Origin of the sequence: Bacteroides sp. ET225 (assembly GCF_024733745.1) — a bacterium.
In the GTDB taxonomy this organism is placed as follows: Bacteria; Bacteroidota; Bacteroidia; order Bacteroidales; family Bacteroidaceae; genus Phocaeicola; species Phocaeicola excrementipullorum.
This window is the reverse complement of the sequence record NZ_JANRHN010000043.1, coordinates 1-25,586: the sequence shown is the minus strand read 5'-3', so window position 1 is coordinate 25,586 and position 25,586 is coordinate 1. Positions and strand designations below refer to the sequence as shown.

The following is a 25,586-nucleotide window of genomic DNA, read 5'->3' as shown; positions in this document are numbered from 1 at the left end:
ATATTTAATCGAGTTTATCGGACAGCAATAATTGTTTTTACCCATTGTTTTAGCCACAATATACGCAATCTGTGTAAACCAGCGTGTAAACCGTGAGAATTACAGTAAAAGCAGTTTGTTACAAGTCTAAGTTACTTAGCAACAATGAATCACCTCTAATGTTGAGAGTGACAAAAGACAGAAAACGGAAATATGTCAGTCTTGGCATATGTAGAATCACAAAGAAATTGTATCTTTATTCCGAAATGCCATAACGGTATTTTAAAACGCAATAAGAGGTTGCTTTCCAAGTGTGGCGAGCAGCCTCTTTTCTTACCAAGAAACCACTATCGAATAAATATCACGCCAAAAACACGCCAAAAAACATAAAAGAAAATCGCTAACTATCTAAACATATGATAATTAGCGATTTGAGTCGTACTCGAAGCGGGACTTGAACCCGCACAGCCATTACTGGCCAAGGGATTTTAAGTCCCTCGTGTCTACCGATTCCACCATTCGAGCAGCCTGTCAAAAAGAGCGGAAAACGAGACTCGAACTCGCGACCCCAACCTTGGCAAGGTTGTGCTCTACCAACTGAGCTATTTCCGCATAACGGATGCAAATGTAGGGACTTTTAGGCTACCTTCCAAACATTTCACCCGTTTTCTTTCAAGGCCTGCCTGAATTTTGCCGCAGGATTTTCTCTTCTTTAACCAATAAAAGGAAAGATACTGCCCAAGCAAATCCACAGTTTTTCATTGTCATCGCCCCAGAAGTGCCTTCTCCGCATCTTCTACGGTCTTGAAGTTAAAACCGCTCAGAGCTTTTTCCATCAATTCTTCTATCCGGTCATTGCACAAGTTGCCAATGCTCCCTTCATGCGTGTGATGCACTTCCTTGCCATGCGTAAATCTGCCAGCCTCTATGTCCAGCCCCACCTTCTTGTAAGCGTCACGGAACGGCATCCCATCGGCCGCCAGACGATTCACTTCTTCTACACTGAACATATAAAGATATTTGTCATCATCAAGGATATGTTCATTAATCTTTATCTTGTCCATAATATAGGTCGACATCTGAAGACAATCCTCCAGTTCATCAAAAGCAGGAAGAAATATTTCCTTTATAATCTGATAGTCACGAAAATACCCCGAAGGAAGATTATTGATTATCATCATCACCTGCTGAGGCAACGATTGGATCTTATTGCATTTTGCACGTGTCAGCTCAAAGACATCAGGATTCTTCTTGTGAGGCATGATGCTCGAACCGGTCGTGCACTCATCCGGAAGCTTGACAAATCCGAAGTTCTGGCAACTGAACAGACAGGCATCATATGCCATCTTCGACACCGTACCAGCAATAGAGGCCAAAGCAAACAACACGTTGCGCTCCATCTTTCCGCGTCCCATCTGCGCATAAACCACATTATAGTTCATGGAGTCAAAGCCAAGCAACCGTGTCGTCATCTCCCGATTCAAAGGAAACGAAGAGCCGTATCCGGCTGCAGACCCCAACGGATTCCGGTTGCACATCCTGTATGCTGCCTGCAAGAATGTCATGTCATCTACCAGGCTCTCCGCATAAGCACCGAACCACAACCCAAATGAAGACGGCATGGCTATCTGCAGATGTGTATATCCCGGCATAAGCACGCCTTTATAACGGTTGCTCTGTGCAATCAAGACACGAAACAGACGCTCAACAGATTCTGCTATATCCTTTAAGCGTGCCCGCGTAAACAGTTTGAGATCAACCAGCACCTGATCATTTCGGGAACGTCCGCTATGAATCTTCTTCCCCACATCCCCCAAATCACGAGTCAGCATCAACTCAACCTGAGAATGAACATCTTCCACTCCATCCTCTATTACAAATTCGCCGCGTTCGGCAGATACATAAATCTTTTTCAGCCCCTCCAGCAAAACCTTCAGTTCATCAGGTTGCAGTAGGCCGATGCTTTCAAGCATCGTAATATGAGCCATCGAACCCAGCACATCGTATTTAGCCAAATAAAGATCCATTTCCCGATCACGTCCCACGGTAAACCGGTCAATCTCGGCATTCACCTGAACATTTTTCTCCCAAAGTTTCTGAGCCATAATATCTTTTTTATGCAAACATACAAATCAATAAGGCAGCACGGCCAACATATCAGCCAGTTTTTCCACACCGTCCTGCAAAGGTTTGGACACCATCGCTTTCATGAACATGTTCACCTCAGCGCGAATGGTCACTTTAATCTTTGCCTCGCTGTCTGAAACGGGCAGAATCTGAATCCAGAGGTTCAACGGGACCGGCGTCTTGTCACCTTCAAACTTGATGCATTTCATCGGCTCACGCTCAATGATCCGCAAGGACAAAGCAATGCCTTGAACCTTTATCGTAATGGAGTCCTGGTCGAAGCTCATGTCCTCCAGTTTCCCTCCCGACTTTTCCTTAATCTCATCCAAACGGTCATGCACCGAGTTCAAATTATTCAGATCCGACAATTTATTATATACCCGTTCCTGACTATAAGGAATATGCTTCACGCTACTTTCAAATTGTACAGCCATATTTTAAATAAAATACCAGTCCATAAAATAAAAAAATTGTCATCCCAAGTAAAGCTGAACACCCTACTCAAGATGACACTTATTTCACATTTCCGAAGCGATTCAACTTACGATTACTTACCTGTCCAATGGGAAGGATCTTTTCTCCACGCCTGCAGTACAGGAATGTCTTCTTCATCAATATAGTCAGTCTTCAATGCCGCATCCAATACCGCATTGTAGTTGGTCAATGTAACCAGTTCCACTTTTGCATTCTTGAACGCTTCAACTGACACGTCAAAGCCATATGTAAACGAAGCGATCATTCCAATCACTTCACAACCGTCGCGACGGATAGCATCCACAGCCTTCAGACTGCTTCCTCCGGTAGATACCAGGTCTTCTATAACAACCACTTTCATGCCCGGACGAAGCTCTCCTTCAATCAGATTTTCCAATCCATGATCCTTAGGGCTGGAACGGACATAAACAAAAGGAAGATTCAGTTCTTCCGCAACCAGTGCCCCCTGAGCAATAGCTCCTGTTGCAACACCGGCAATAGCATCAACATTGCCGAACTTCTCAAGAATAATACGGCAAATCTCCAACTTTACAAAATTACGCAGTGCGGGATATGACAATGTTTTGCGGTTGTCACAATAAATAGGTGATTTCCATCCGGAAGCCCACGTAAACGGATTAGCAGGCTGGATTTTTACAGCCTTCACCTTCAGCAATTTTTCTGCGAATAATCTTTCCAAAGCTTTCATAACTCCAATTTATCTGATAAATTTTTCGCAAAAATATGGAAATACATCGGGAAAAGAAAATTTAACTGCTTTATTTTTATTAAAAATGAACGGATTACCCTGGAATTTATACGTTTTATCAACACACAAACACAGACGAAACTGCAATCTGACAGATGCCGTAAAAGAACAACCGGAACAATGTCTGCGGCATTCAAAATCTCCCGTCATTTCGTCCAGGCCAGCGTCACGACACTGATCCGTATGCCCTCGATTTCCGAAAGCACATCTGCACATGCCTCAATCGTTGCCCCTGTAGTCAGCACATCATCTACAAGTACCACATGCTTACCCTTGAGCAGATTGCTGCCCGGTGCCAATGCAAACAGATTCTCCGTATTTATCCAGCGTTCAAAAGCCGACTTGCGGGTTTGGGTGCGATTGTTTCTCAAACGGCACAAAGCATCTGCCAGCACCGGTTTGCCGGCCACTTCCCCAATGCCTTTTGCCAACCATTCACTTTGATTATACCCTCTTTTATGATAACGTTTCGGATGGAGCGGCACAGGAACCAGGAAGTCTGCCTTATCGAAAAATCCCACATCCAACAGCCTGCCGGCCAACAACATGCCCATTTTAAAGCACACGTCCTTTCTTCCTAGATATTTCATTGAAGCAAGAATCCGCGACACACTTCCTCCATGAGCATAATAATAAAGGGCAAAAGCTCTTTCGATCGGGAAACGCCCCCAGAAAAGCATTTCCATCTCATTCCCGGGAACACCCAGATCCCTTGTATAAGGCAACGACGACAAACAGGAAAAACAAATCAAGTCTTCCGAAAGGCAAAGCTTTTTCCCACAGACCAGGCAAAGACGAGGGAAAAACAACTCCCTGAAGTCAGTCCAGATACTCATCCGAAACACGCTGTTTGATTTGCTGCATGATTTCATCCATCGTAAACCCACGTCCGACAGCAAACCGTATCAACTTCCGGTTACGATCATAATCAGACACAGCCTTAACGGTCTTCGCCTTCTTCTCCAACAAATTCCTCAGAATATTCCTGTATTCCTCCGCATCAATTTCGGCAAGCCCCGACTCAATCTCCCCGGAGGACAATCTTTTCATACGCAACGCCTGCACAATCTTCATCCGCCCCCATTGGTCAAAGCGATATTTATCGCGCACAAAGAAACGGCAATAGCGGGTTCCATCCAGAAACCTTTCTTTGCATAAATGTTCCACAATGCGTGCAGCCATATCCTCGTCCGCCCCCCATCTCTTCAGTTTCTCCTCTACATCCGAAGGGCAGCGCTCTGCCGCCACGCAATAAGCCTCAGCTTTCAGCGCCAACTCTTTTTCTGTATATTCTTTCATGGTTTTACAGCCTTTATCATACGGTTATTTCCAAACGAATCTTTCCTGAGTTCCACATTCTGATAACCCAAACGAACAAGCAGGTCAAACGTTTCCTTTCCGTATGCACGATTTATTTCAAAATAAAGGCATCCGCCTTTGTTGAGGATAAACATCCCCTGCCGCGCTATTTTCCGATAAAAAAGCAAAGGGTCGTCGTCCGGAACAAACAAAGCCTGTTCAGGTTCCCAATCAAGCACATTCCGTTCCATTCCCTCACGTTCCTTTTCAGTTACATAAGGAGGGTTGCTGACCAAGACATCGACATGTATTTCCGGAATCCCATCTGCAAGCACATCCACCCTGTCAAAAGCAACCGTCACACCATTGTGCCGGGCATTCGACGATGCAATCTGCAGTGCCAGTTCTGAAACGTCCCATGAAGTTACCGCAGCATCTGCCAAACGCTTGCCTAACGTTATTGCTATGCATCCGCTCCCTGTGCCTATATCCAACACACGGCAACCTTTACTCCCCGTCCAGTCAGCACAAATCCAGTCAACCAGCTCTTCGGTTTCCGGACGTGGAATCAAAACTCCCGGAGCAACACGAAATACAAGTCCTCCAAACTGACATTCGCCCAATATGTACTGCAACGGTTCATATTTCACCAGACGATTCAGAATATCTTCCAGCTTCTCTCTGTCCTTCTGAGGAATTTGCGTATCTTTGCCTGTATAAAGCTCAATGGCAGAAAAATGGAAAACGTCCGCAAGTATCCATTTCGCCATGGCTGAAGCTTCTTCAGCCGGATAATAAGGCATTAATGTTTCTTTAATATGTAAATATATGGGATGCATAGCATGCAAAAGTAAACATAAAAACTGAAGGAATATGACAAACGATGAAAAATATATGCACAGGTGCATACAACTTGCCGGAAACGGATTCTGCAATGCCGCTCCGAATCCGACTGTAGGGGCGGTCATTGTCCATAACGACCGTATCATTGGGGAAGGCTACCATATACGTTGCGGAGAAAGCCATGCGGAAGTCAATGCCATCGCCTCTGTCAAAGACGAAAGCCTGCTAAAAGATTCTACAATCTATGTCAGCCTGGAACCTTGCTCCCACTACGGCAAGACGCCTCCATGCGCCGACCTGATTATCAGTAAAGGAATTCCAAGGGTTGTTGTCGGCTGCATCGATCCGTTCTCGCTTGTATCCGGACGAGGCATCCAAAAGCTGAAAGATGCAGGAATTGACGTGAAAGTCGGCGTATTGGAAAAGGAATGCAAGAACCTGATCCGCCGCTTTATCACTTTCAACACCCAAAAACGCCCTTACATCACCTTAAAATGGGCTGAATCAGCCGACGGATTCATTGATGCCATTCGCGATAACGGAAAACCGGCAATCCTGTCAACGCCCCTCACTTCCATATACGTCCACAAACTGCGGGCGGAAAACAAGGCAATCCTTGTGGGAAGGCGCACGGCACTGTTAGACAATCCGTCGCTCACAGTACGCAACTGGCACGGCAACAATCCCATACGGGTTGTCATCGACCGCAAGCTGAATCTCCCCGAAACGCTCCATCTGTTTGACAAGACAGTCCATACGCTGGTCTTCACAGAAAAAGAGCGGGCGGAAGAAACCAACCTCACTTTTATCAGAATCGACTTCGGGCAAGACATCATCCCGCAAATTCTCACCGAACTTTACAACCGGAAAATACAGACATTGCTCGTAGAAGGAGGGAGCATGCTGCTACAGTCTTTTATCGATGCAGAACTATGGGACGAGATTTACATCGAACATGCCCGGACAAAACTGTACGAAGGAGTTGAGTCCCCCCGTGTTTCATCCGGGCATGCCTCAGTATTCTTTTCCCGCGGCAGCTCAACAATACAGCATTACGTCAGAAACGGCAACTGAGTCCTGCCATAAAATAGAATCCTTGCTGCGGATATCCGTATGCAGTAAGATAATTCTTGTCCAACAAGTTATTCAGGCGGACGAACACATTCATCCGCTTGAACAGTTCATATTCCGCACCGACACACAAATTGTTGACCGCATCCGCCTTTTTTACGCCGGCAACCTCATTCCTACCTTCGTAATGATAATCAAGGGTGACATGCAGGTTATCCACGACTTTCCCTCGTGCTGCAAAATCTAAATCGAACTGCGGTTTCAGCAGAAGAAGACCGTCCATCTCTTCGGGGACATCCCATGCATAATAGTTTCCGGACAATGTAAAATCGATCCAGTCCAAATATGCATAAGAGAACGACATTCCCGCATAAGCTACTTTTGCCTTTTCCTGCGCCAGCCCAGCATACCCAAACGGCGAACCATCTTCCAATCCGGGCAGCACAAACAAATCATTTTCTGTGATCCGGTACCCCCCCTGCAGTTTAAAGCCAAAACCCGCCAACGGCGAAGCCTTCAAGCCTAAACGCACGTCCAAAGGAGTGTAAGATGTCAAGAGCTGTCCATACTGCATCCAATACGGAGATACATGGTTCAAGCGGCGGAAATCATTCAACTCCGTGCCGCCGGTCAGATGCAGGAACAGTGTATAGGAAGAAGCGAAGGTATAATCCAGCATTACATCCGGCGCCCATTTCACTCCGCTGCCATTGGCTGTCTGCCAATCGACATGCGCTCCAATCCTCAGAGCCAGCCTGTCATTCTTCAAAGCATAATAAGGATTTATCTGCAACAGGGTATAGTCCTTCATAAACAACGAAGCGTCGTACATGACATTGTCCATGCAAAACCCGATACCGACCTGCTGCTCCGGATTGATGGCACCAGCCATATAACCCAGCGTGTGAATGATTTTTTCAGATCCGCTTCCCATTGCAAGAGCATCGTATTTCCGGTCGAAGCTTCTGAAACCGGTCTGAACGGCAAACTCTACCGGCAATTCCTTGCCGTGCGAAGCAAGCCCTATGTAACCTTCACCGATCATGAAATGCTGGCGGTCCGTTGCCTCCGCATTACCCGGCAAGGTTTCTTCCGAAGGCATATAATTGAAGACCTGAGAAGCAAACGCACCGCCCATTTTCAATGACACATTCCGGAAATCATGCCGGTAATCCAGCGAAGTGTCCGTCTTATAGAAACGCGAATTCCAGTCGTCCAAAGCTCCTGTCCGCGACAAATTCCCGTTCCGGCCATACATGGACGCCATCACTCCCAGTTGGTCTTTGTCCGATATATTCCACAGATAACTTCCTTTCAAATCAATATTGCCCAAATTGCCGTATGCCGCGCGCACATATCCGCGCGGTGCCTTTCCCTGCACAAATTCAGGCAACATCGGCGCCATCGGATCCGAATTCCATCGCTGAAGCAGATGCGGTGCCGTCGCATAGTCAATTTCCTGTTTTGCCACCGCAGGCTCCTCCATATTCGGCAGCACATTGATCTTGAAGGCATCCATCACCTCCGGGTTATATTGGTTTTCCACCACCACCGTACGGTTCAATACCGAATCGCTAACCGCCTGCTTCTGGGCAACAACACCCTGTGCAGCCAACAGTCCGCCGCAAACAAATAATATTTTAACACGTTCCATCATTTACTCTACACTTTTAAGTTTGGCCAATCGGGTTTCAATCATCTGCGCGATGTCATCATTCGCCTGATAGTTCTGCTGCAATGACAAAAGATACTGTTTGGCTTCCATGTCCTTGCCCAGTTTCATATACACATCCGACAACAGCACAAAGCTTCTTGCCAGCCAGTAAGCATGAGGCGTGCTGACTTCAATATAATCCAGCACTTCCTTTTCAGCTTCGCCTGTCTTTCCTTCATTAAAATACAGCTGCGCTACCAGATACTTCGCCTCTGCACCGTATACGTTGCGTGTATCAGCAGACAAGACTTTCAAGTCGGCTATTCCTTCACCCGTTCTCCCTTCCCGCACAAATGCCTTCGCGCGGCAGTACAACGCTTCATTCTTGATTTCCGGCAACAGTTTGCTGTGGGCCAGCAAAGCAGAAGCCGCAGAGATGATTTCTTTAGTGTCTTTCAGTGCGCTGCTGCTTCTGAGTGCTCCAAGCTGTGCCTGAACTCGCTCTTCCTCTGATGCCGAACGGTCGGCCAATAGCTTGTAAAGCCCCAAAGCCTTCGAATAGTCTTTGTCTTCGTATGCTATCGCCGCACTCATGGCCAGTGCCTCACCATAATACTTGCTTCCGGAATATTTCAGCACTTGCTCCAGATAAGTCAGCGCTTCCCGATAATCCTTGTGCTGATAAGCGATCAGCCCCAAATAATAAGAAGCGTCCGTACTGAACGCACCCTGCGGGAAAGACTGCAGATAGCGCACAAAACTTGCTTTAGCCTCGGCTACGTTCCCACGCAAATAAACACGCTCGGCAGCCACATAAGTGAGCGAATCACGTTCGCTGACGTCAAACGAGCCCCCTCCGGGCAAAGCAGAAGCAAAAGCCAGATAATCGTCGACTTTGTTCAAGTCTACATAGATTGCCCGCAGGTCACGCTGTGCCAGACGGGCCTCTTCGCTCCCCGGATAATCAGAAATAACCTTTTTATAAGCAGCAATAGCCTCGTCATAGCGGTCATTCTGATAATACAGCAAACCGATCTCGTTAGCAGCCTTGCGCGACAAGGCACTTTCGGGATAATGCCCGAGCAGCTCTTTATAGCGTCTGATGGCATTTTCAGTGTCGTCCATCTGCACGAAAGCACGTCCTTGTTCATACAGTGCATCATCCATATACTGCGATTGGGGATAATCGGTAATCAAACGGTTCAGCGTCTGGATCTTACCAGAGTAGTCACGCTGCAACCCCTTTACAAAGCCTTCTTGAAACAAAGAGTAGTCACCCAACGAAGCATCCATCTTCACAGCCTGACCGTATTGCTTTTCCGCTTCCGCAAAAAGACGGTTATAGAAATAGCAATCTCCGATACGGTTATACGAGTCGGCCAGCACCGAACGGTTCTCCAGCAGTCCGCCGTCGACGCAACGCTGGAACCATATCCTTGCCTTGTCATACAGCTTCTGTTTAAAATAGACATATCCCATGTTGTATAAAGCCAGCCCGTATTCAGCAGTCCGTTTGTCAAGAGCAAACTCCATATAGAGCCGGAAATCATTGGCGGCAGAGGCATACTGCCCCATACGGTATTCCGATTCGCCTCTCCAATAATAGGCATCTGCCTTTGTCTGCTGGTTATACTGCCCCTGCTGGAGCGAGCGGGTGAAATAGTTTGCCGCACCTTCAAAATCAGCCTGCGCAAACTGCTGGGTCCCCATCCGGAACAGCAATTTCTGCTTGGCCTCAAGAATGCGCGGCCCCGGACTGGATATCTTGTCAATGGAGCGCAAGGCCGCTTCATAGCTTCGGGTATTCATATACACCTCAACCAGATAATTGTCCACCTTCTCTGCATAAGGAGAGTTAGGATATTCGTTCAAGAAACGCTCGAACACGGTGACCGATTCGGCAAAAGGCGAATACGATGTTTCATGGATGCACAAGGCATAATTATATAACGCCTGTTCACGGACAGCCGGATCAAAATTCATCGACGAAGCGCGCTCAAACGCCATACGGGTCTGATTCCGCTCTTTCAACTGAAGTCCGGCCAGACCGATATGCAGATACGCATTCTGCGCCATCAGATCTTCCTTGCCTGTAACCTTTCCCAGGCATTCGACAGCCTTTGAATAGACTCCCGTCTTGAAATGACTCATGCCCAGTTTATACAAAGCATTCCGTTCGGGAGAAGAAGTCTGCCGGCAATAGCCGTCCAGCCAACGCACAGCCGACGCATAATCTTCCATTCCGAAAGCGGATTCTCCGGCAATACGCGCCATCTGCACGGCATACTTCTGGGCTGCATTGCGGTCTAAATAAGCCTCAGCCGTTTTTTTCGCCCGGACATAATCACCTGTTTTCAGGTAGATGTCCGCTATGTAGTAAGGTGCAAGCTCCGCATAGCTTCCGTTTTGCCCGACACGGAGAAAACCCTCAAGCGCCGGCTTATACTTGCCGCGCATATAGTCGATATAGGCAAGATTATACACAGCATCATCCCGATAGTCTGCACTCACCTCCTTCAGCACACTGAAGTCGAAAGCCGCCGCCGTCCAGTCTTCCGTTTTCAGAAAAGACGTTGCCCTTCTCAGCAGACATGCGTCGCGTTCCTCCGCGGGCAAAGCCTCCACCTCACATTGGCGGAATACGGCAATGGCCTCACGATACTCCCCCTCAAAGAAATAAGCCGACGCAATCAACGAATAGACGCGATTGGCATAACGTGTTTCAGGATGCGCCGAAAGATAAGTCTTCAGCACGTCAATGCGGTCGGGTATACCCAGTTCGTAGGCTGTGCATGCCAGCATATAGTCGGCCTCATCGCGGAAGTCAGCCGTTTCCGCCTCGCTCACATACTGCGAGAGAGTCTGTCGGGCCGCTGCATAATCGTGACGGAGAAACAGTCGTTTCCCGTCGTTGAACAGACGTTCCGCTCCCGTCAATGGCTCAGTCTGCTGTGAAAAAGCAGCCACCGGCAAAGCGCAAAGCAGTCCGGCCGCCCATTTATATCCTTTGATTTTTCGTTTCATCTCTTTCCGTTGTTATTTTCTATGTTCTTCCAAAAAGCGGGTCACTCCTTCACGCACCGAATCCAGTCCGAAATCCTCCGGATTCACCTTGTCAAGCGGCATCCAGAAAGAATCCGCCACGTCATCGTTCGCCTCGATCAGGCTGTCATCGGCCACCTTACAGAGGAAGAACTGGTCGAGCGTATGCACAAGGAATCCGGAATACAGATACGTGTTCGGCAAAGAAAACAGATACTTCGCCTCCGTTACAGTCAGCCCGGTTTCCTCTTTCACCTCGCGGCTCACTCCTTCTTCGCCCGTTTCGAACATGTCGATAAAACCGCCCGAGAGGTCAAGCGTGCCCTTGGCCGGCTCTTTTCCTCTGCGGCACACCAACAGTTCATTCTTGTGGTTCAAGATAAAGGCTACGGTTGCCGCACTTGGATTGAAATAATATACAAAGCCGCAATCGGCACACTTCTTTGATTTCGCGTTGTGTATTTCAAAATGCTTCGAGCCGCATTTCGGACAATACTTGAACAAATCTAACGGATGCATGGTTTCTGTATTTATCTTTAAAACTCCACAAATATAATGAATAAGAACAACAGATGCTACCTTTTCTTTATTTTATTCCCTTTCTGGAAGAAACAAGGTTTTGCGGAACTCCGGAAACAGCTGTTCCGTCCCGGAAGACAGAGCCGGAAAAGAAATTCCTTCCGGCATCCGCCAATCCGTCAAATCGCATATCTGAAACAAATTTTCCGCCCAAATAATATTTATTTCTGTCAAAATAGCAGATAAATAAAAAACTTTTTCTACATTTGCTTACAATATGATAAAAACCAGAACCATTTGAAATATGGAAAAGATTGATAAACTTGACAGGCAGATTCTGGAAATCATTTCACAGAATGCCAGAATTCCGTTCAAAGACGTAGCCGCAGAATGCGGAGTGTCACGTGCTGCCATACATCAGCGTGTGCAAAGGCTGATTGATCTGGGTGTAATTATCGGCTCAGGATATCATGTAAACCCCAAAAGTCTGGGATACAGCACTTGCACTTATGTAGGAATCAAGCTCGAAAAAGGCTCCATGTACAAGAGCGTAGTGGCTGAACTGAAAAAAATACCTGAAATTGTTGAATGCCACTTCACCACTGGTCCATACACCATGTTGACCAAACTCTATTCAACCGACAACGAGCACCTGATGGACTTGTTGAACTCGAAGATTCAGGAAATCCCGGGAGTTACCGCTACAGAAACGCTTATCTCTTTGGAACAAAGCATCAAGAAAGAGATTCCTATCCGCAAAGAAGTTGAATGATGGAGTGGATAAAAGCGCTGCATTTTGACGGAATCATTATCGGAATATGCACTTTCCTCATCATCGGGATGTTTCACCCGATCGTCATCAAGGCCGAATATTACTGGGGAACCCGATGCTGGTGGATATTCTTGCTTCTGGGCATAGCGGGAATCGCCCTGTCGCTGCTCACGAACGACATTCTGATCTCCTCTCTGCTTGGAGTATTTTCCTTCTCTTCGTTCTGGAGCATCAAAGAGATATTCGAACAGCGCGAACGGGTACTTAAAGGCTGGTTCCCTATGAATCCCAAAAGAAGGGACGAATACGGAGCAAAGACAAAGGATTGAAAAGATACGGCGTGCGGAAACGAAAGCCTCGCCCGCCCTTAAACTTCAACCGGACGGAATCTCAAAGCGAGTCCTTTTCAAGGCAAGCGGCAGCAAAATGCCGCCTTCCTCTGCAGAAAGGAAACGTTTCTCACCGATGAAAAGTGCCTTCTTCTCTGGAAAGAATTCAGCCAGCCCCTTAAGAAAGTCTATCTCCAGCCTAAAGATATACATCTTCAATCTGAAGATATGTATCTCCAGGCTGGAGATAGACATCTCTAAGCCAGAGATACAGAATATCACGGACAATCGCCTGCTTTTAGCTGACATTCCATTCTTCTTGGCAAACGAACCGCAGCGTCTGCCGTTACGGATTATGCTTTAAAATCAGGCCGGACAATATTCCTGCAGCGGGAGTTCTCCTCTCAACGCTCCTATTGCATTCATGGCCAGTGCTCCCATCTCATCTTCACCGGGAATGACAACTATTGGAGCCAGCCCTTCGATCCATTCACGTATTCCTTCCACACAATAGTCGCTGAAAGCGATTCCGCCGGTCAGGATGATGGCATCAGTCTGACCGTGAAGCGCCACATACATCGCGCCGATCTGTTTGGCCACCGCATAAAGCATGGAATCGAGCACCAGCTTGTGGTTTTTCGCGCCTGCGTGCGCCCAGCGGACAATGGTCGGCACATCGGTTGTTCCCAAATGAGCGATCAGACCTCCTTTGCCGTTCAGCATTTTCCTGATCTCCTTATAGGTATATTTTCCGCTGAAACAGAGATCCACAAGCTGGCGTGCCGGAACAGTTCCCGCACGTTCAGGACTGAAAGGACCTTCTCCATTCAGGGCGTTGTTCACATCAATGACCTTTCCGTGATGATGCGCACTGACTGAAATCCCTCCTCCCAGATGAGCCACCACCAGATTCAGTTCTTCATACTTTTTCCCGATCCGTGACGCATAGTTTCTGGAAACCGCCCGACTGTTCAAAGCATGGAATATGGAGATACGCGGAATCTCCGGAATGCCGGTCAGACGGGCAAGAGCGCAAAGTTCGTCTGTCACCACAGGATCGGCGATAAACGACGGGCAGCCCGCTTCTCCGGCAATCTCATCGGCAATCCAAGCCGCCAGATTCGAAGCGTGTTCCATATCCGCATTCCACAAATCGTGTTTAATGCGCTCGTTTATGCGGTACACTCCGCCCGGCGTCGGTTTCAGCAAACCGCCCCGCGCCACCACTGCGTCAAACTCCAGGCGGATACCCGCACGCGCCAATGTGTCCCTCACGTGGCTGCACCGGTAATCATACTGCTCATTGATATGACGAAACGCAGCCAGTTCCTTAGACGGATGGCTCAGGCTGTCCTTCCATAAAGGACCGCTTTCGTCATATACGGCCAACTTGGTTGAAGTTGAACCGGGATTGATTACTAATATTCTCATATATGACTATTGATCTTGTTGATTTCCCGCCAGACACGCCAACGCCAGACTGTAGTATTTGGAGTTCCCCGAATCGCTCCGCGAAGGAACAACCACCGGAGCAATCGTTCCGGTCAGCATTCCCGCCATATTCGCATCGCCGAACAGCGACAAAGTCTTATAGAATGTGTTTCCTGACTCAATGTTCGGAAAAATCAAGATATCGGCATTCCCGACCACCGGCGACGAAAGCCCTTTGATGTCACCGCTATGCTTGTCGCATGCGGTCTTGGCATCCATCGGACCGTCTATAAACATTCTGCCGAATTTTCCTTCAGCGGCCTCCTGTTTCAAAGCCGCATAACTCAATGTATGCGGAAACTTCTCGTTGATCTTTTCCGTGCAATGGATCAATGCCACACGCGGTTCGTCATTGCCGAACTTACGGCAGACAGAAATGTCATTCATGATCATGGCACGGAACTGTTCAAGCGTCGGACGAGGGATGACAGCTGCATCCGAAAAGAAAAGCAGCTTATGATAAAGCGGCACCTGAGCTACTGCCACATGACTCAGAACACCCCCTTCCGGCAACAGGCCGACTCCTTTCTTCAGCACCGCGCGCAACAGATTGTCTGTATTGATAAGCCCTTTCATCAAAATATCTGCCTCACCTGTCCGTACCAACTGTACTGCCAGGGCAGCGGCATCATCAGGAGTGGCGACCTCATAAATCCGGATAAAATCGGGAGAAGCCGACCAAAGATGCCAGGCCACATCGAGATGGGCAGAGTCTGTCACCAGAAGATATTCGGCTATCTCTTCCCTCAAACTGCGTATGATCACATACTCCGTATGGGGATCGTTCGGGCAGACAACCGCTACTTTACGCCTTATTCCTCTGGAGCGCAGGCAATTTACCAACTGAGAAAGCGTTTGAATCATATCCATATCATCAGATTTTAAACAAATATGCAAAATTTATTCGGATAAATCCCTATATTTGTCCGAATAGCAGAAACATTTAACGTATGGCAACAACTTTATCTTTCGACATCAGCTCAGAATACAGCAACCTGCATAGCCGTTTTCCCAACCACAAAAAAGGAGCGCCGCTCATCGGAATTACCGGAAACTTCAGCGACGGCAACCTCACCTTGGCTCCCGGATACTATCAGTCGGTCGTTCAAGCCGGAGGAGTCCCTCTCATCATCCCTCCTTATGAAGACATGCAACTGCTTCTCAACATGCTCGACAGTCTGGACGGCATCCTTCTTTCAGGAGGCGGCGACATCAATCCCCTCTTTCTGGATGAGGAGCCGAAACCGGGTCTTCACAGCATAAACCCTTACCGCGACAAGCAAGAACTGATGCTTGTCCGGCTGGCGGCCAACCGCCAAATCCCCATACTGGGCATCTGCCGCGGCATACAGATAATGAATGCCGCATTGGGCGGATCGCTCTATCAGGACATCTATAGCGAAACGGACGGCACACTGCTCAAGCACAGCCAGGATATGGACCGCGCATTTGCCTCACATACGGTAGACATCGCGGCAGACAGCCTGCTGCACCGAATCATGCGAACGGAAAAGCTCCCGGTCAACTCATTCCATCATCAGGCCGTCAAATCGCCGGCACCCGGCTTTCGCGTTTCAGCAACGGCTCCCGACGGAGTGATCGAAGCTATCGAAAGCACAGAATACAAATCCATGCTAGGCGTACAATGGCATCCGGAATGCTTTCTGCTGAATCATGACAAGTACATGATGCCTCTTTTCGGCTGGCTGATAAAGGAAGCGAAATCGTTTCGTGAAGCCAAACGAATCCACAAACGGCTGCTTACACTTGACACGCATTGCGACACGCCGATGTTCTTTGACCGGAACATCAATTTCGCCGCCCGCGATCCCCAAATCAAAGTCGACCTCCACAAGATGACCGAAGGACGGCAGGACGCAACCATCATGGTAGCTTATCTGCCTCAGAAAGAACGCACGGAAGAAGCTCTGCTGGCAGCGACAGCCAAAGCCGACCAGCTTTTGGACGAGATTGAAAGAATGGCGGCGATGAACTGTACGGCAGTAGACATCGCTTATACCCCAGCGGACCTGTTCCGATTGAAGCGTGACGGGAAAAAGGCCATTATGCTCGGCATCGAAAACGGCTATGCCATCGGAAAAGATTTGAACAATGTGGAACGCTTCCGCAAGCGGGGAGTCGTATACATGACGCTATGCCATAACGGAAACAATGACATCTGCGGATCGGCACGCTACAACGACGAGAATCTGGGAGTCAGTGAATTCGGCGAGCAGGTAATCAAAGAAATGAACCGCGTGGGCATGGTCGTCGATCTGTCGCACGCAGGTGAACGCACTTTCTATGAAACACTGGAAATCAGTCCGCTGCCTCCGGTATGCTCTCATTCTTCATGCCGAAGCTTATGCAATCATCCGCGCAACCTGACAGATGAGCAGCTGAAAGCCATTGCACGGAAAGGAGGAACCGTGCAAATATGCCTCTACAGCGGCTTTTTACACTCCTCCCGAGAAGCTACCATCTGCGATGCCGTCGAACACCTCCATCATGCGGTCAATATCATGGGCATAGACCATGTAGGAATAGGCAGCGACTTCGACGGCGACGGGGGAATCATCGGATGCAACGACTCTTCAGAACTTATCAATTTCACCCGCCGCCTGCTGTTCGAACGCTACAGCGAACAAGATATTCAGAAAATATGGGGAGGCAATTTTCTCCGGATTATGGAAGAAGTGCAGAAGCAGGCTGGAAGATAAAAGGGAAAGAAAAATCAGGCAAAAAACAAATCCATATACAAATAAATTATAACTTTACACCGATAAGACAAAAAGATATGATTTCATATAAAAACCTATTGGTAACATTGGCTTTTCTTTCGGGAAGCGCGCTGATTTCTTGCGGAAGCAGCAAGAAAAACAGCAGCCAGACAGAAGAGGCTGCCTCCCAAACGATTGTTCCGGCTCCCGCATTCAATGCAGACAGCGCTTATTCATATATCGCTGCACAGGTCAGCTTCGGGCCGCGCGTACCGAACTCTGCCGCACACAAGAATTGCGGAAACTATCTGGCCGGACAACTGGAAAAGTTCGGCGCAAAAGTATACAGTCAATACGCCGACCTGATGGCTTATGACGGCACCATCCTGAAAGCACGCAACATCATCGGTTCATACAAGCCGGAAATGAAGAAGCGGGTGCTGCTCTGCGCACACTGGGACAGCCGCCCCTATGCTGACCAAGATGAAGAAAAATTCCACCAGACGCCTATCGACGGAGCCAACGACGGAGCAAGCGGCGTAGGAGTCTTGCTGGAAATCGCACGGCAAATCCAGATGAAAGCTCCGGCAATAGGCATCGACATCGCTTTCTTCGATGCGGAAGACTACGGAATTCCCGAGTTCTACCAAGGGACTTACAAATCCGACACATGGTGCCTTGGCGCACAATACTGGGGACGCATCCCCCATGTCAGCGACTACAAGGCACGCTTCGGCATTCTGCTTGACATGGTAGGAGCCAAAGACGCCACTTTCTATTACGAACGTTTCTCGGCACGTACGGCCAACAGCCCAATGAAGAAAATCTGGAAGATGGCCGAACAACTGGGATACGGACGATACTTCATCAAACAGGAAGGAGGAGAGGTGACAGACGATCACGTCTACGTCAACCAGTTCCGCCAAATCCCATGCGTTGACATCATTCATTATGACGTGCAGGGCGATACGGGGTTCAATCCGACATGGCATACAACAGACGATACGATCGAACATATTGACAAAGCAACACTCCAGGCTGTAGGACAGACCGTAATGGGAGTAATCTACAATGAAAAATAATCAACATAAAACGAACGACAATGAAAACGATCAATGAACTTCAGAATGAAGTAATAGAGGAATTCAGCGACTTTGAGGATTGGATGGACAAATACCAGCTGCTCATTGACTTGGGAAATGAGCAGGAAGCCCTCGATCCCAAATATAAAACCGACCAGAATCTGATTGACGGATGTCAGAGCAGGGTATGGCTTCAGGCTGATCTCGTAGACGGGAAAGTCATCTTTCAGGCAGAAAGCGATGCGCTGATCGTAAAAGGAATCATCGCGCTGCTCATAAAAGTGATATCAGGGCATACGCCAGACGAAATTCTGGATGCAGACCTGTATTTCATTGAAAAAATCGGTCTGAAAGAGCACCTCTCACCGACACGCAGCAACGGACTGCTGGCCATGGTGAAACAGATGCGTATGTATGCGCTTGCGTTTAAGGCAAAAGCGCAAGAACAAGAAACAAACTAAAACAACACCGTATGAAAGAATTTCTCCGAAGTACATTAGCCACGATTGCGGGCATATTCATTTGCGGATTCATTTTCGCCATTCTGGGAATCACAACAATGGCAGGGCTGCTGGCAACATCTGCCACAGAAACCGTAGTGAAGGACAAGTCTGTCTTTACGCTCGACTTGCAGGGGGTGGTTGACGAACGTTACCAACCAAGCCCTATCGACCAGTTTCTGGACGACAACATGTCTATGACTATGGGACTGGACGACATTCTGGCTTCCATACGCAAGGCCGAAAAAGACAAACATATCAAGGGAATATACCTGAATAGCGGAGCATTGGTGTGTTCCAGCGCCTCCCTGCAAGAGATACGGAATGCTCTGGCTGATTTCAAGAAAAGCGGAAAATTTCTGATTGCATACAGCGATGCTTACACACAGGGGGGGTATTATCTGGCGAGCGTCGCCGATAAGGTTATTGTCAACCCGGCCGGAAGTCTGTCATGGCATGGTCTGGCTGCCGAAAGTATGTTCTACAAAGATCTGCTGGACAAAATAGGCGTAAAAATGCAGGTTTTCCGTGTCGGAACTTACAAGTCGGCTGTAGAACCCTATATCGGTACGGAGATGAGCCCGGCCAACCGCAAGCAGACACAAGCTTTCATTCATTCAATATGGAACGAGATGCTGGAGGATGTCGCAGAATCACGCAATGTAAGCAAAGACTCACTGAACGCACTGGCGGACAGAAATATGGATTTCCAACCGGCACAGACATACATAGAGAACGGACTGGCCGATACGCTGATGTACAAGGATGAGGTGCTGGCCTACCTGAAATCATTGACAGAAACAGAAGAAGATGATGAACTGCGCACTTTGACGCTGGAAGACATGATCAACGTTTCGTCCAAAAAGCCGAAAAACAAAAGCGGAAACATTATCGCTGTATATTATGCAACTGGCGACATCGACAATGGCAGCTCCTACGATGAAGGCATCAATTCTGAGAAGGTATGCAAGGACTTGCGTGACCTGCGGAAAGACGAACATGTAAAAGCTGTAGTGCTCCGCGTGAATTCTCCGGGTGGAAGCGCATACGGATCGGAACAGATCTGGCGCGAAGTTTCACTGCTGAAAGCTGAAAAACCGGTAGTCGTATCAATGGGCGATTATGCAGCCTCCGGAGGTTATTATATCTCTTGCGCCGCAACAAAAATTGTAGCCGAACCTACGACGTTGACCGGCTCCATCGGTATTTTCGGACTGGTTCCGGACATCTCACAACTGATGACTGATAAACTGGGGCTCCGCATCGACGGGGTGAAGACCAATAAACTTTCCGACCTTGGCAGTATGGGACGCCCGCTGAACGAAGAAGAAGGCGCACTGATCCAGCACATGGTAAATAACGGATACGAACTCTTTACCAAACGCTGCGCAGACGGACGAGGCATGTCTGTCGATTCCATCAAAAGCATTGCAGAAGGACGCGTCTGGACAGGATCTATGGCAAAAGAGCTGAATCTGGTGGACCAACTGGGAGGACTGGACACGGCAATATCTCTGGCCAAAGAGCTCAGCGGCACGGACGAATACAACCTGATCTGCTATCCGGAAAAGGAAGATTTCTTTACCAGTCTGATCAGTACGGGCAAAGGACGCTACATCAAGAGTCAGCTGAAGCAGGCTTGCGGCGAATTCTACAACGAACTGCTATTGCTCAAAAACATCAACAAAGCAGACCGTCTGCAAGCTCGCATGCCGTTTGAACTGCACATCCGATAAAACCAGGAATCCATGCGCAAGAACAAGCCCAAAATATATTGGGGGCTATGGCCTGTCAGTATGCTATACGGAATCGGAGCAAGCATCCGCAACAAACTTTTCGATTGGGGAATGCTGCGCTCCCGCTCCTTCCCGTTCCCGCTGATATGCATTGGAAATCTGACGGTAGGAGGAACGGGAAAAACTCCTCACACGGAGTATCTGATCCGTCTGCTGAAAAAGGAGTTCAAAGTAGCGGCATTAAGTCGGGGATATAAACGGGAAACAAAGGGTTTTGTGCTTGCTTCCTCATCAAGCACGGCTGCCGAAATCGGAGATGAGCCGTTCCAGATGGCACGCAAATTTCCAGACATTACAGTAGCCGTAGATGCAGACCGCTGCGAGGGCATCAATTTGATACAAGAGAAATGCCCGGCAACTGAAGTGATTCTGCTTGACGACGCTTTCCAGCACCGTTATGTAACCCCCGGACTATCGGTTTTGCTGACCGACTACAACCGCCCGATTTACGAGGACCAGCTATTGCCGGCAGGAAGGCTGAGGGAAACACGGAACGGTAAAAAACGCGCAGATATCATCATCGTAACAAAGTGCCCCGCCGGATTGTCTGACACGGAACAAGAAAGTATAAAAAGGAAACTTCAGCCTCATTCCGGACAGGAAGTTTTGTTTACAACCATGAAATACGGCAAACTACAGCCTCTGTTCGCCAATGCCGCCGAACGTTCACTCGACAGCCTGAAGAAACAGGAAGAGATTCTTTTGCTGACAGGCATTGCTTCACCCGATGGTCTGGCAAAAACATTGAGGACACATTGCGACAAGGTTCGCCTGCTGGCGTTTCCCGACCATCACGCATTCAACAGGCAAGATTTGCAAAAGTTGGAAAGAATGTTCGGGCAACTGACGGCAGACAGAAGGCTAATTGTTACGACAGAGAAAGACGCGGCACGGCTAAGAATGCACCAATTGAGCAACGTGCTTAAAGAATCGATCTACACACTTCCTATAGAAGTGGAATTTATAAATAAACAAGAAACTATATTTAACCAAAAAATAATCGAGTATGTTAGAAAAAATTCAAGAAACAGCAGCATTCATCAAAGCTAAAATGCACACTCAACCGGAAACAGCAATCATTCTGGGAACCGGGCTGGGCAGTCTGGTACAGGAAATAACTGATGCATACGAAATCAATTATTCGGACATACCCAACTTCCCTGTGTCAACCGTAGAAGGACACAAGGGAAAACTCATCTTCGGAAAACTGGGAAACAAGGATATAATGGCCATGCAAGGACGTTTTCACTTTTACGAAGGCTACTCAATGCAGGAAGTAACCTTTCCGGTACGTGTCATGCGCGAACTTGGCATCAAAACCTTATTCGTTTCCAATGCAGCCGGAGGCATGAATCCCGATTTTGAAATCGGAGATTTGATGATTATCACCGACCACATCAACTTTTTCCCGGAGCATCCGCTACGCGGCAAGAATATCGAATACGGTCCTCGCTTCCCGGATATGAGCGAAGCTTATTCAAAAGAAATCATTAACCACGCATTGGAAATCGCCAAAGAAAAAGGCATAAAGGTACAGCAGGGAGTATATATCGGCACACAAGGCCCAACCTTTGAAACGCCTGCAGAATATAAGATGTACCATATCCTCGGCGGAGATGCGGTGGGAATGTCAACCGTTCCGGAAGTTATCGTTGCCAACCATTGCGGAATCAAGGTTTTTGGAATCTCCGTTATTACAGACTTAGGCGTAGAAGGAAAAATTGTGGAAGTTTCGCATGAAGAGGTGCAAAAAGCAGCAGACGAAGCGCAACCACGCATGACAACCATTATGAGGGAACTTATTAACAGAGCATAAAAGACCATGCACGAAGGACAAAGAACAGAAATCTCAACTCTAGGCGAGTTCGGCTTGATCAAGCATTTAACTCAAGGCATCAAACTTCAGAACCCGGAAACGGTTTATGGTGTAGGAGATGATGCTGCAGTCATGAACTTTTCAAACAAACAGGTGCTGATGACCACAGACCTGCTGATGGAAGGCGTTCATTTTGATCTGGTATATACTCCACTGAAGCATCTGGGATACAAAGCGGCAATGGTAAACTTCTCGGATATCTACGCAATGAACGGTACACCGAAACAAATAACAGTTTCGCTGGCCATATCAAAACGTTTCTGTGTGGAAGATCTCGAGGATTTTTATGAAGGATTAAAACTGGCCTGCCAACTACACCACGTTGACATAGTAGGAGGCGACACAACTTCATCAGTCACGGGAATGGCAATTTCCATCACCTGCATCGGTGAAGCAGACAAAGGCCAAATAGTATACCGCAACGGAGCTCAAGATACAGATCTGATCTGTGTTTCTGGTGATTTGGGAGCTGCCTACATGGGGCTTCAGCTGCTTGAACGAGAAAAAGCCGTATTTAAAGGCGAAAAAGACGTTCAGCCGGATTTTGCCGGGAAAGAATATCTGTTGGAACGAATTCTGAAACCGGAAGCCAGAAAAGATATAATCGAGAACCTTGCCCAGGCTGGCATCAAGCCCACTGCCATGATGGACGTTTCAGATGGGCTTTCATCGGAACTGATGCATATCTGTTCACAAAGCAATACAGGCTGCCGGATTTATGAAGAAAGAATTCCAATCGATTATCAGACCGCTGTCATGGCCGAAGAGTTCAATATGAATCTAAGCACTTGTGCCTTAAATGGCGGAGAAGACTACGAGCTGCTGTTCACCGTACCTTTGACAGCGCATGAAACGATTTCTGAATTAAAAGATGTCAAGATAATCGGCCACATTACAAAACCGGAACTTGGCTGTGCTCTCGTCACTCGTGACGGCAATGAATTGGAGTTGAAAGCTCAGGGGTGGAACCCTTTGAAAGAATAAGCCGCAAAAAATCACATCACAGCATCCCAAGGCAATGAATCCATTGCATTAGGATGCTGTTTTTCATATCAAGAGAGCCGTAAAAGCAAAAAAATCATTTTTTCCTTTCTAAAAGTTTGTCAGTTAAAAAAAATGCACTACCTTTGCAAGCGCAATCAAATAAGACAGCAAGGTGCCATAGCTCAGTTGGTAGAGCAAAGGACTGAAAATCCTTGTGTCCCCGGTTCGATTCCTGGTGGCACCACTTTGAAGAAAAGCAAAAGACAGTAAAATCCTGATTTCCAAGCGAAATCGGGATTTTTTGTTTTCCCCAGGCACGCAAAAAACGGCAAAATATTACCGTTCGAGGTGGAGCAAAAGGTGGAGATAAAAGGTGGAGCAAAAATCTCCACCGAATTAGAGTCTTTCTCGCTGATTTGCAATGTTTTGCGTATCAAGAAAACGTGGTCGGTTTCCTACTTTTGTCCAAACTAAAAACTGTAAGAAAAATGAAAAGAAGTTCATTCAATGTGCTTTTCTTCTTGAAGAAGACCAAGCTGCTGAAAAACGGAGAAGCGTCCGTGTGTATGCGTATCACTGTAGATGGTACGCGAGTTGAAAACAACATCCGCAAAAGCATTGACCCGTCTCTCTGGAGTCAGGCAAAGGAATCCGCCAGAGGCAAAAGCCGCAAATCATGCGATCTGAATGCCTACATCGAAAATGCGAGAATCAAGTTACATCAGATCTTTTGTGAACTGGAAGAGCAGAACCAGCCTATAACGGCACGTCTGTTACAGGAAATATTTTTCGGACAGGACAAAGAACCGGAAGCGGTACGCACTCTCATCGGTACCATGCAGGAGCACAATGATCAATGCCGTGCCTTGGTCGGTAAAGACTACGCCCTGATTACCGTTCGCCGTTATGAAAGCTGCAAGCGCTATCTTGCCGAACTTATCAGACAGAAATACGGAAAGGATGATCTGCCGCTGGCGGAAATCAACGGTGAACTGGTACGTGCCTTTGAATTTTATTTGAAGACAGAAAAGGAATGTCAGCAGAATACCGTTATCCGTTATATGAAATGTCTGAAGAAAATTACCAATCTGGCACTGGCCAATGAATGGATAGCCAAAGATCCGTTTATCGGTATCAAGTTCCACGAAAAAGAAGTAATCCGTGAGTTTCTTACTATGGATGAGCTACTGACCATCTACCACAAGGAATTTCCTCTGGAGCGAATCACCGTAGTCCGTAATGTTTTTATCTTCGCCGCCTTTACCGGTCTGGCTTTCATCGACGTGCAACAGCTTTCCCCTGAGCATATCGTAAGAGACAACAACGGAAACCTGTGGATCAGGAAGCCACGTCAGAAAACAAAGAACATGTGCAATATTCCGCTGCTGGATATTCCTTTGGAAATCCTGAGAAAATATGCAGATTATCCTGCCTGCAAAAAGAAAGGAGTATTGCTGCCTGTTCCCTGCAATCAGAAGATGAACAGCTATCTGAAAGAGATTGCCGACCTGTGTCTGATAAAGAAGAACCTGACTACCCACACAGCCCGTCACTCGTATGCCACATCTGTTTGTTTAGCCAATGGGGTAAGCATTGAGAATGTAGCCAAAATGCTCGGTCACACCAATATCAAGATGACGCAGCACTATGCAAGGGTACTCGACAGTTCCATTCTGAAAGATATGAATAATGTAAGGGATGTACTTTCAAATTGCCTATAGCTTATGAAAAGAGAAATTATCCATATAACGGAGGACGGCAGGATTGTTATTCCTGCTGTCCATCCTGATAAGATTCGTATGGACGAAGCCGAACTTATCGGCTTGTTCAATATAGTTGCACCGACTTTAAGGGCTGCGAAAAGAAGAATATATAAGCTGGGGGTATTGCAACCATTCACCGCAGGACAACGTATTTCGTTACAAGAGGGGTATCAGGTAGTCTATAACCTGGAAATGATATTTGCGCTTGCCTTTCAGATTAATACTTATCCGGCCCAACAATTACGTGAGTATATAATCAGCAGACTGTTCCAATCTGAAAGGTCAATGGTTATCTGCATGATGAATGGTAATCATAAGTCATATCTAAAATGCTGATAAATATTGATTTTGCTATTTCATGCGGTTATTTATCTGCATATATTACATTATAATATACATACGAGCATAAAAATACTTTAGATTTCAATATTACTCGCTAACAACTGTAAGAAATATACAAGATGGAGGATTACTTACCTTTTTAATATAAAAAACT

At 47.3% G+C, this 25,586-nt stretch carries 24 protein-coding genes and 3 tRNA genes; 14 read left to right on the top strand and 13 right to left on the bottom strand.

What is annotated here, in order from left to right:
- Positions 1-92 precede the first annotated feature (92 nt).
- Positions 93-254, top strand: a complete 162-nt coding sequence (locus tag NW212_RS13770; protein WP_375337998.1) for an Arm DNA-binding domain-containing protein — start codon at positions 93-95, stop codon at positions 252-254.
- A 164-nt stretch (positions 255-418) separates the two neighbouring features.
- Here the strand turns inward: NW212_RS13770 and NW212_RS13765 are convergent.
- From NW212_RS13765 to prmC, 8 genes are all read right to left on the bottom strand, one after another.
- Positions 419-504, bottom strand: a tRNA-Leu gene (locus NW212_RS13765).
- Between the two features lie 14 nt (positions 505-518).
- Positions 519-591 (bottom strand) — tRNA-Gly (locus tag NW212_RS13760).
- Positions 592-743: 152 nt separating this feature from the next.
- Positions 744-2,084, bottom strand: a complete 1,341-nt coding sequence (gene argH / locus NW212_RS13755; protein ID WP_258339206.1) for an argininosuccinate lyase — start codon at positions 2,082-2,084, stop codon at positions 744-746.
- Between the two features lie 27 nt (positions 2,085-2,111).
- Positions 2,112-2,540, bottom strand: a complete 429-nt coding sequence (locus NW212_RS13750; protein ID WP_258339205.1) for an SRPBCC family protein — start codon at positions 2,538-2,540, stop codon at positions 2,112-2,114.
- A 113-nt stretch (positions 2,541-2,653) separates the two neighbouring features.
- A complete protein-coding gene (gene pyrE / locus NW212_RS13745; protein WP_258339204.1) occupies positions 2,654-3,289 on the bottom strand; it encodes an orotate phosphoribosyltransferase in 636 nt (211 codons plus the stop codon).
- A 206-nt stretch (positions 3,290-3,495) separates the two neighbouring features.
- Positions 3,496-4,185: a ComF family protein gene (locus NW212_RS13740; RefSeq protein ID WP_258339203.1), complete on the bottom strand. Its 690-nt coding sequence runs from the start codon at positions 4,183-4,185 to the stop codon at positions 3,496-3,498.
- Positions 4,169-4,648, bottom strand: coding sequence for a regulatory protein RecX (locus NW212_RS13735; RefSeq protein WP_258339202.1), 480 nt, complete (start codon positions 4,646-4,648; stop codon positions 4,169-4,171). Before NW212_RS13735 ends, NW212_RS13740 begins: the two co-directional genes overlap by 17 nt.
- A complete protein-coding gene (prmC, locus tag NW212_RS13730; RefSeq protein ID WP_258339201.1) occupies positions 4,645-5,487 on the bottom strand; it encodes a peptide chain release factor N(5)-glutamine methyltransferase in 843 nt (280 codons plus the stop codon). Before prmC ends, NW212_RS13735 begins: the two co-directional genes overlap by 4 nt.
- A 34-nt stretch (positions 5,488-5,521) precedes the next feature.
- Here prmC and ribD point away from each other — a divergent pair, with 34 nt between their 5' ends.
- On the top strand, positions 5,522-6,565 hold the full coding sequence (ribD, locus tag NW212_RS13725; RefSeq protein ID WP_258339200.1) for a bifunctional diaminohydroxyphosphoribosylaminopyrimidine deaminase/5-amino-6-(5-phosphoribosylamino)uracil reductase RibD: 1,044 nt from the start codon (positions 5,522-5,524) through the stop codon (positions 6,563-6,565).
- Here the strand turns inward: ribD and NW212_RS13720 are convergent.
- Genes NW212_RS13720 through NW212_RS13710 form a run of 3 tightly spaced genes read right to left on the bottom strand, consistent with a single transcriptional unit; the run spans position 6,549 to position 11,777 of the window.
- Entirely contained in the window at positions 6,549-8,219 is a 1,671-nt protein-coding gene (locus tag NW212_RS13720) for a TonB-dependent receptor (RefSeq protein WP_258339199.1), read from the bottom strand. The genes ribD and NW212_RS13720 overlap by 17 nt on opposite strands.
- Complete coding sequence (locus tag NW212_RS13715) at positions 8,220-11,240, bottom strand: tetratricopeptide repeat protein (protein ID WP_258339198.1); 3,021 nt, start codon at positions 11,238-11,240, stop codon at positions 8,220-8,222. It abuts the gene before it with no gap.
- Positions 11,241-11,252: 12 nt separating this feature from the next.
- The gene (locus NW212_RS13710; RefSeq protein WP_258339197.1) at positions 11,253-11,777 is read right to left on the bottom strand and encodes an NUDIX domain-containing protein; all 525 of its coding nucleotides are present in this window, start codon (positions 11,775-11,777) and stop codon (positions 11,253-11,255) included.
- A gap of 304 nt (positions 11,778-12,081) precedes the next feature.
- Here NW212_RS13710 and NW212_RS13705 point away from each other — a divergent pair, with 304 nt between their 5' ends.
- Together NW212_RS13705 and NW212_RS13700 are read left to right on the top strand one after the other, a co-directional pair.
- Positions 12,082-12,549: an Lrp/AsnC family transcriptional regulator gene (locus tag NW212_RS13705; RefSeq protein WP_258339196.1), complete on the top strand. Its 468-nt coding sequence runs from the start codon at positions 12,082-12,084 to the stop codon at positions 12,547-12,549.
- Complete coding sequence (locus NW212_RS13700; RefSeq protein ID WP_258339195.1) at positions 12,549-12,878, top strand: DUF4491 family protein; 330 nt, start codon at positions 12,549-12,551, stop codon at positions 12,876-12,878. The genes NW212_RS13705 and NW212_RS13700 overlap by 1 nt, the downstream gene beginning before the upstream one ends.
- 366 nt (positions 12,879-13,244) lie before the next feature.
- Here the strand turns inward: NW212_RS13700 and buk are convergent, their stop codons facing one another.
- Together buk and NW212_RS13690 are read right to left on the bottom strand one after the other, a co-directional pair.
- A complete protein-coding gene (gene buk / locus NW212_RS13695; protein ID WP_258339194.1) occupies positions 13,245-14,309 on the bottom strand; it encodes a butyrate kinase in 1,065 nt (354 codons plus the stop codon).
- Between the two features lie 6 nt (positions 14,310-14,315).
- The gene (locus tag NW212_RS13690; protein WP_258339193.1) at positions 14,316-15,239 is read right to left on the bottom strand and encodes a phosphate acyltransferase; all 924 of its coding nucleotides are present in this window, start codon (positions 15,237-15,239) and stop codon (positions 14,316-14,318) included.
- Positions 15,240-15,319: 80 nt separating this feature from the next.
- Here NW212_RS13690 and NW212_RS13685 point away from each other — a divergent pair, with 80 nt between their 5' ends.
- From NW212_RS13685 to NW212_RS13640, 10 genes are all read left to right on the top strand, one after another.
- The gene (locus NW212_RS13685) at positions 15,320-17,089 is read left to right on the top strand and encodes a gamma-glutamyl-gamma-aminobutyrate hydrolase family protein (protein WP_258339192.1); all 1,770 of its coding nucleotides are present in this window, start codon (positions 15,320-15,322) and stop codon (positions 17,087-17,089) included.
- Positions 17,090-17,169: 80 nt separating this feature from the next.
- Positions 17,170-18,171: a M28 family peptidase gene (locus NW212_RS13680; protein ID WP_375337999.1), complete on the top strand. Its 1,002-nt coding sequence runs from the start codon at positions 17,170-17,172 to the stop codon at positions 18,169-18,171.
- Between the two features lie 20 nt (positions 18,172-18,191).
- Positions 18,192-18,632 carry a SufE family protein gene (locus NW212_RS13675; RefSeq protein WP_258339190.1) on the top strand — a complete coding sequence of 147 codons (441 nt, stop codon included), beginning with the start codon at positions 18,192-18,194 and terminating at the stop codon, positions 18,630-18,632.
- Between the two features lie 11 nt (positions 18,633-18,643).
- Positions 18,644-20,407 (top strand): signal peptide peptidase SppA, encoded by a 1,764-nt coding sequence (gene sppA / locus NW212_RS13670; RefSeq protein WP_258339189.1) that lies wholly within the window; start codon positions 18,644-18,646, stop codon positions 20,405-20,407.
- Positions 20,408-20,419: 12 nt separating this feature from the next.
- Complete coding sequence (gene lpxK / locus NW212_RS13665) at positions 20,420-21,517, top strand: tetraacyldisaccharide 4'-kinase (RefSeq protein WP_258339188.1); 1,098 nt, start codon at positions 20,420-20,422, stop codon at positions 21,515-21,517.
- The gene (locus NW212_RS13660) at positions 21,474-22,283 is read left to right on the top strand and encodes a purine-nucleoside phosphorylase (RefSeq protein WP_258339187.1); all 810 of its coding nucleotides are present in this window, start codon (positions 21,474-21,476) and stop codon (positions 22,281-22,283) included. Before lpxK ends, NW212_RS13660 begins: the two co-directional genes overlap by 44 nt.
- Positions 22,284-22,289: 6 nt before the next feature.
- On the top strand, positions 22,290-23,327 hold the full coding sequence (gene thiL, locus NW212_RS13655; RefSeq protein WP_258339186.1) for a thiamine-phosphate kinase: 1,038 nt from the start codon (positions 22,290-22,292) through the stop codon (positions 23,325-23,327).
- A gap of 171 nt (positions 23,328-23,498) precedes the next feature.
- Positions 23,499-23,571 (top strand) — tRNA-Phe (locus NW212_RS13650).
- Between the two features lie 244 nt (positions 23,572-23,815).
- Positions 23,816-25,048: a site-specific integrase gene (locus NW212_RS13645; protein WP_258339185.1), complete on the top strand. Its 1,233-nt coding sequence runs from the start codon at positions 23,816-23,818 to the stop codon at positions 25,046-25,048.
- Positions 25,049-25,051: 3 nt separating this feature from the next.
- Positions 25,052-25,426: a hypothetical protein gene (locus tag NW212_RS13640; RefSeq protein ID WP_258339184.1), complete on the top strand. Its 375-nt coding sequence runs from the start codon at positions 25,052-25,054 to the stop codon at positions 25,424-25,426.
- Positions 25,427-25,586: the final 160 nt, after the last annotated feature.

Excerpts from the sequence above, each read along its gene's own strand:
- lpxK (WP_258339188.1), top strand. The coding sequence starts at position 20,420 with ATGCGCAAGAACAAGCCCAAAATATATTGGGGGCTATGGCCTGTCAGT.
- NW212_RS13640 (WP_258339184.1), top strand. The coding sequence starts at position 25,052 with ATGAAAAGAGAAATTATCCATATAACGGAGGACGGCAGGATTGTTATT.
- NW212_RS13690 (WP_258339193.1), bottom strand. The coding sequence starts at position 15,239 with ATGGATATGATTCAAACGCTTTCTCAGTTGGTAAATTGCCTGCGCTCC.
- NW212_RS13750 (WP_258339205.1), bottom strand. The coding sequence starts at position 2,540 with ATGGCTGTACAATTTGAAAGTAGCGTGAAGCATATTCCTTATAGTCAG.
- prmC (WP_258339201.1), bottom strand. The coding sequence starts at position 5,487 with ATGCATCCCATATATTTACATATTAAAGAAACATTAATGCCTTATTAT.
- NW212_RS13685 (WP_258339192.1), top strand. The coding sequence starts at position 15,320 with ATGGCAACAACTTTATCTTTCGACATCAGCTCAGAATACAGCAACCTG.
- pyrE (WP_258339204.1), bottom strand. The coding sequence starts at position 3,289 with ATGAAAGCTTTGGAAAGATTATTCGCAGAAAAATTGCTGAAGGTGAAG.
- NW212_RS13705 (WP_258339196.1), top strand. The coding sequence starts at position 12,082 with ATGGAAAAGATTGATAAACTTGACAGGCAGATTCTGGAAATCATTTCA.
- NW212_RS13735 (WP_258339202.1), bottom strand. The coding sequence starts at position 4,648 with ATGAAAGAATATACAGAAAAAGAGTTGGCGCTGAAAGCTGAGGCTTAT.
- NW212_RS13700 (WP_258339195.1), top strand. The coding sequence starts at position 12,549 with ATGGAGTGGATAAAAGCGCTGCATTTTGACGGAATCATTATCGGAATA.
- NW212_RS13660 (WP_258339187.1), top strand. The coding sequence starts at position 21,474 with ATGTTAGAAAAAATTCAAGAAACAGCAGCATTCATCAAAGCTAAAATG.
- NW212_RS13720 (WP_258339199.1), bottom strand. The coding sequence starts at position 8,219 with ATGATGGAACGTGTTAAAATATTATTTGTTTGCGGCGGACTGTTGGCT.
- ribD (WP_258339200.1), top strand. The coding sequence starts at position 5,522 with ATGACAAACGATGAAAAATATATGCACAGGTGCATACAACTTGCCGGA.
- NW212_RS13645 (WP_258339185.1), top strand. The coding sequence starts at position 23,816 with ATGAAAAGAAGTTCATTCAATGTGCTTTTCTTCTTGAAGAAGACCAAG.
- buk (WP_258339194.1), bottom strand. The coding sequence starts at position 14,309 with ATGAGAATATTAGTAATCAATCCCGGTTCAACTTCAACCAAGTTGGCC.
- NW212_RS13710 (WP_258339197.1), bottom strand. The coding sequence starts at position 11,777 with ATGCATCCGTTAGATTTGTTCAAGTATTGTCCGAAATGCGGCTCGAAG.
- sppA (WP_258339189.1), top strand. The coding sequence starts at position 18,644 with ATGAAAGAATTTCTCCGAAGTACATTAGCCACGATTGCGGGCATATTC.
- NW212_RS13715 (WP_258339198.1), bottom strand. The coding sequence starts at position 11,240 with ATGAAACGAAAAATCAAAGGATATAAATGGGCGGCCGGACTGCTTTGC.
- argH (WP_258339206.1), bottom strand. The coding sequence starts at position 2,084 with ATGGCTCAGAAACTTTGGGAGAAAAATGTTCAGGTGAATGCCGAGATT.
- thiL (WP_258339186.1), top strand. The coding sequence starts at position 22,290 with ATGCACGAAGGACAAAGAACAGAAATCTCAACTCTAGGCGAGTTCGGC.
- NW212_RS13675 (WP_258339190.1), top strand. The coding sequence starts at position 18,192 with ATGAAAACGATCAATGAACTTCAGAATGAAGTAATAGAGGAATTCAGC.
- NW212_RS13740 (WP_258339203.1), bottom strand. The coding sequence starts at position 4,185 with ATGAGTATCTGGACTGACTTCAGGGAGTTGTTTTTCCCTCGTCTTTGC.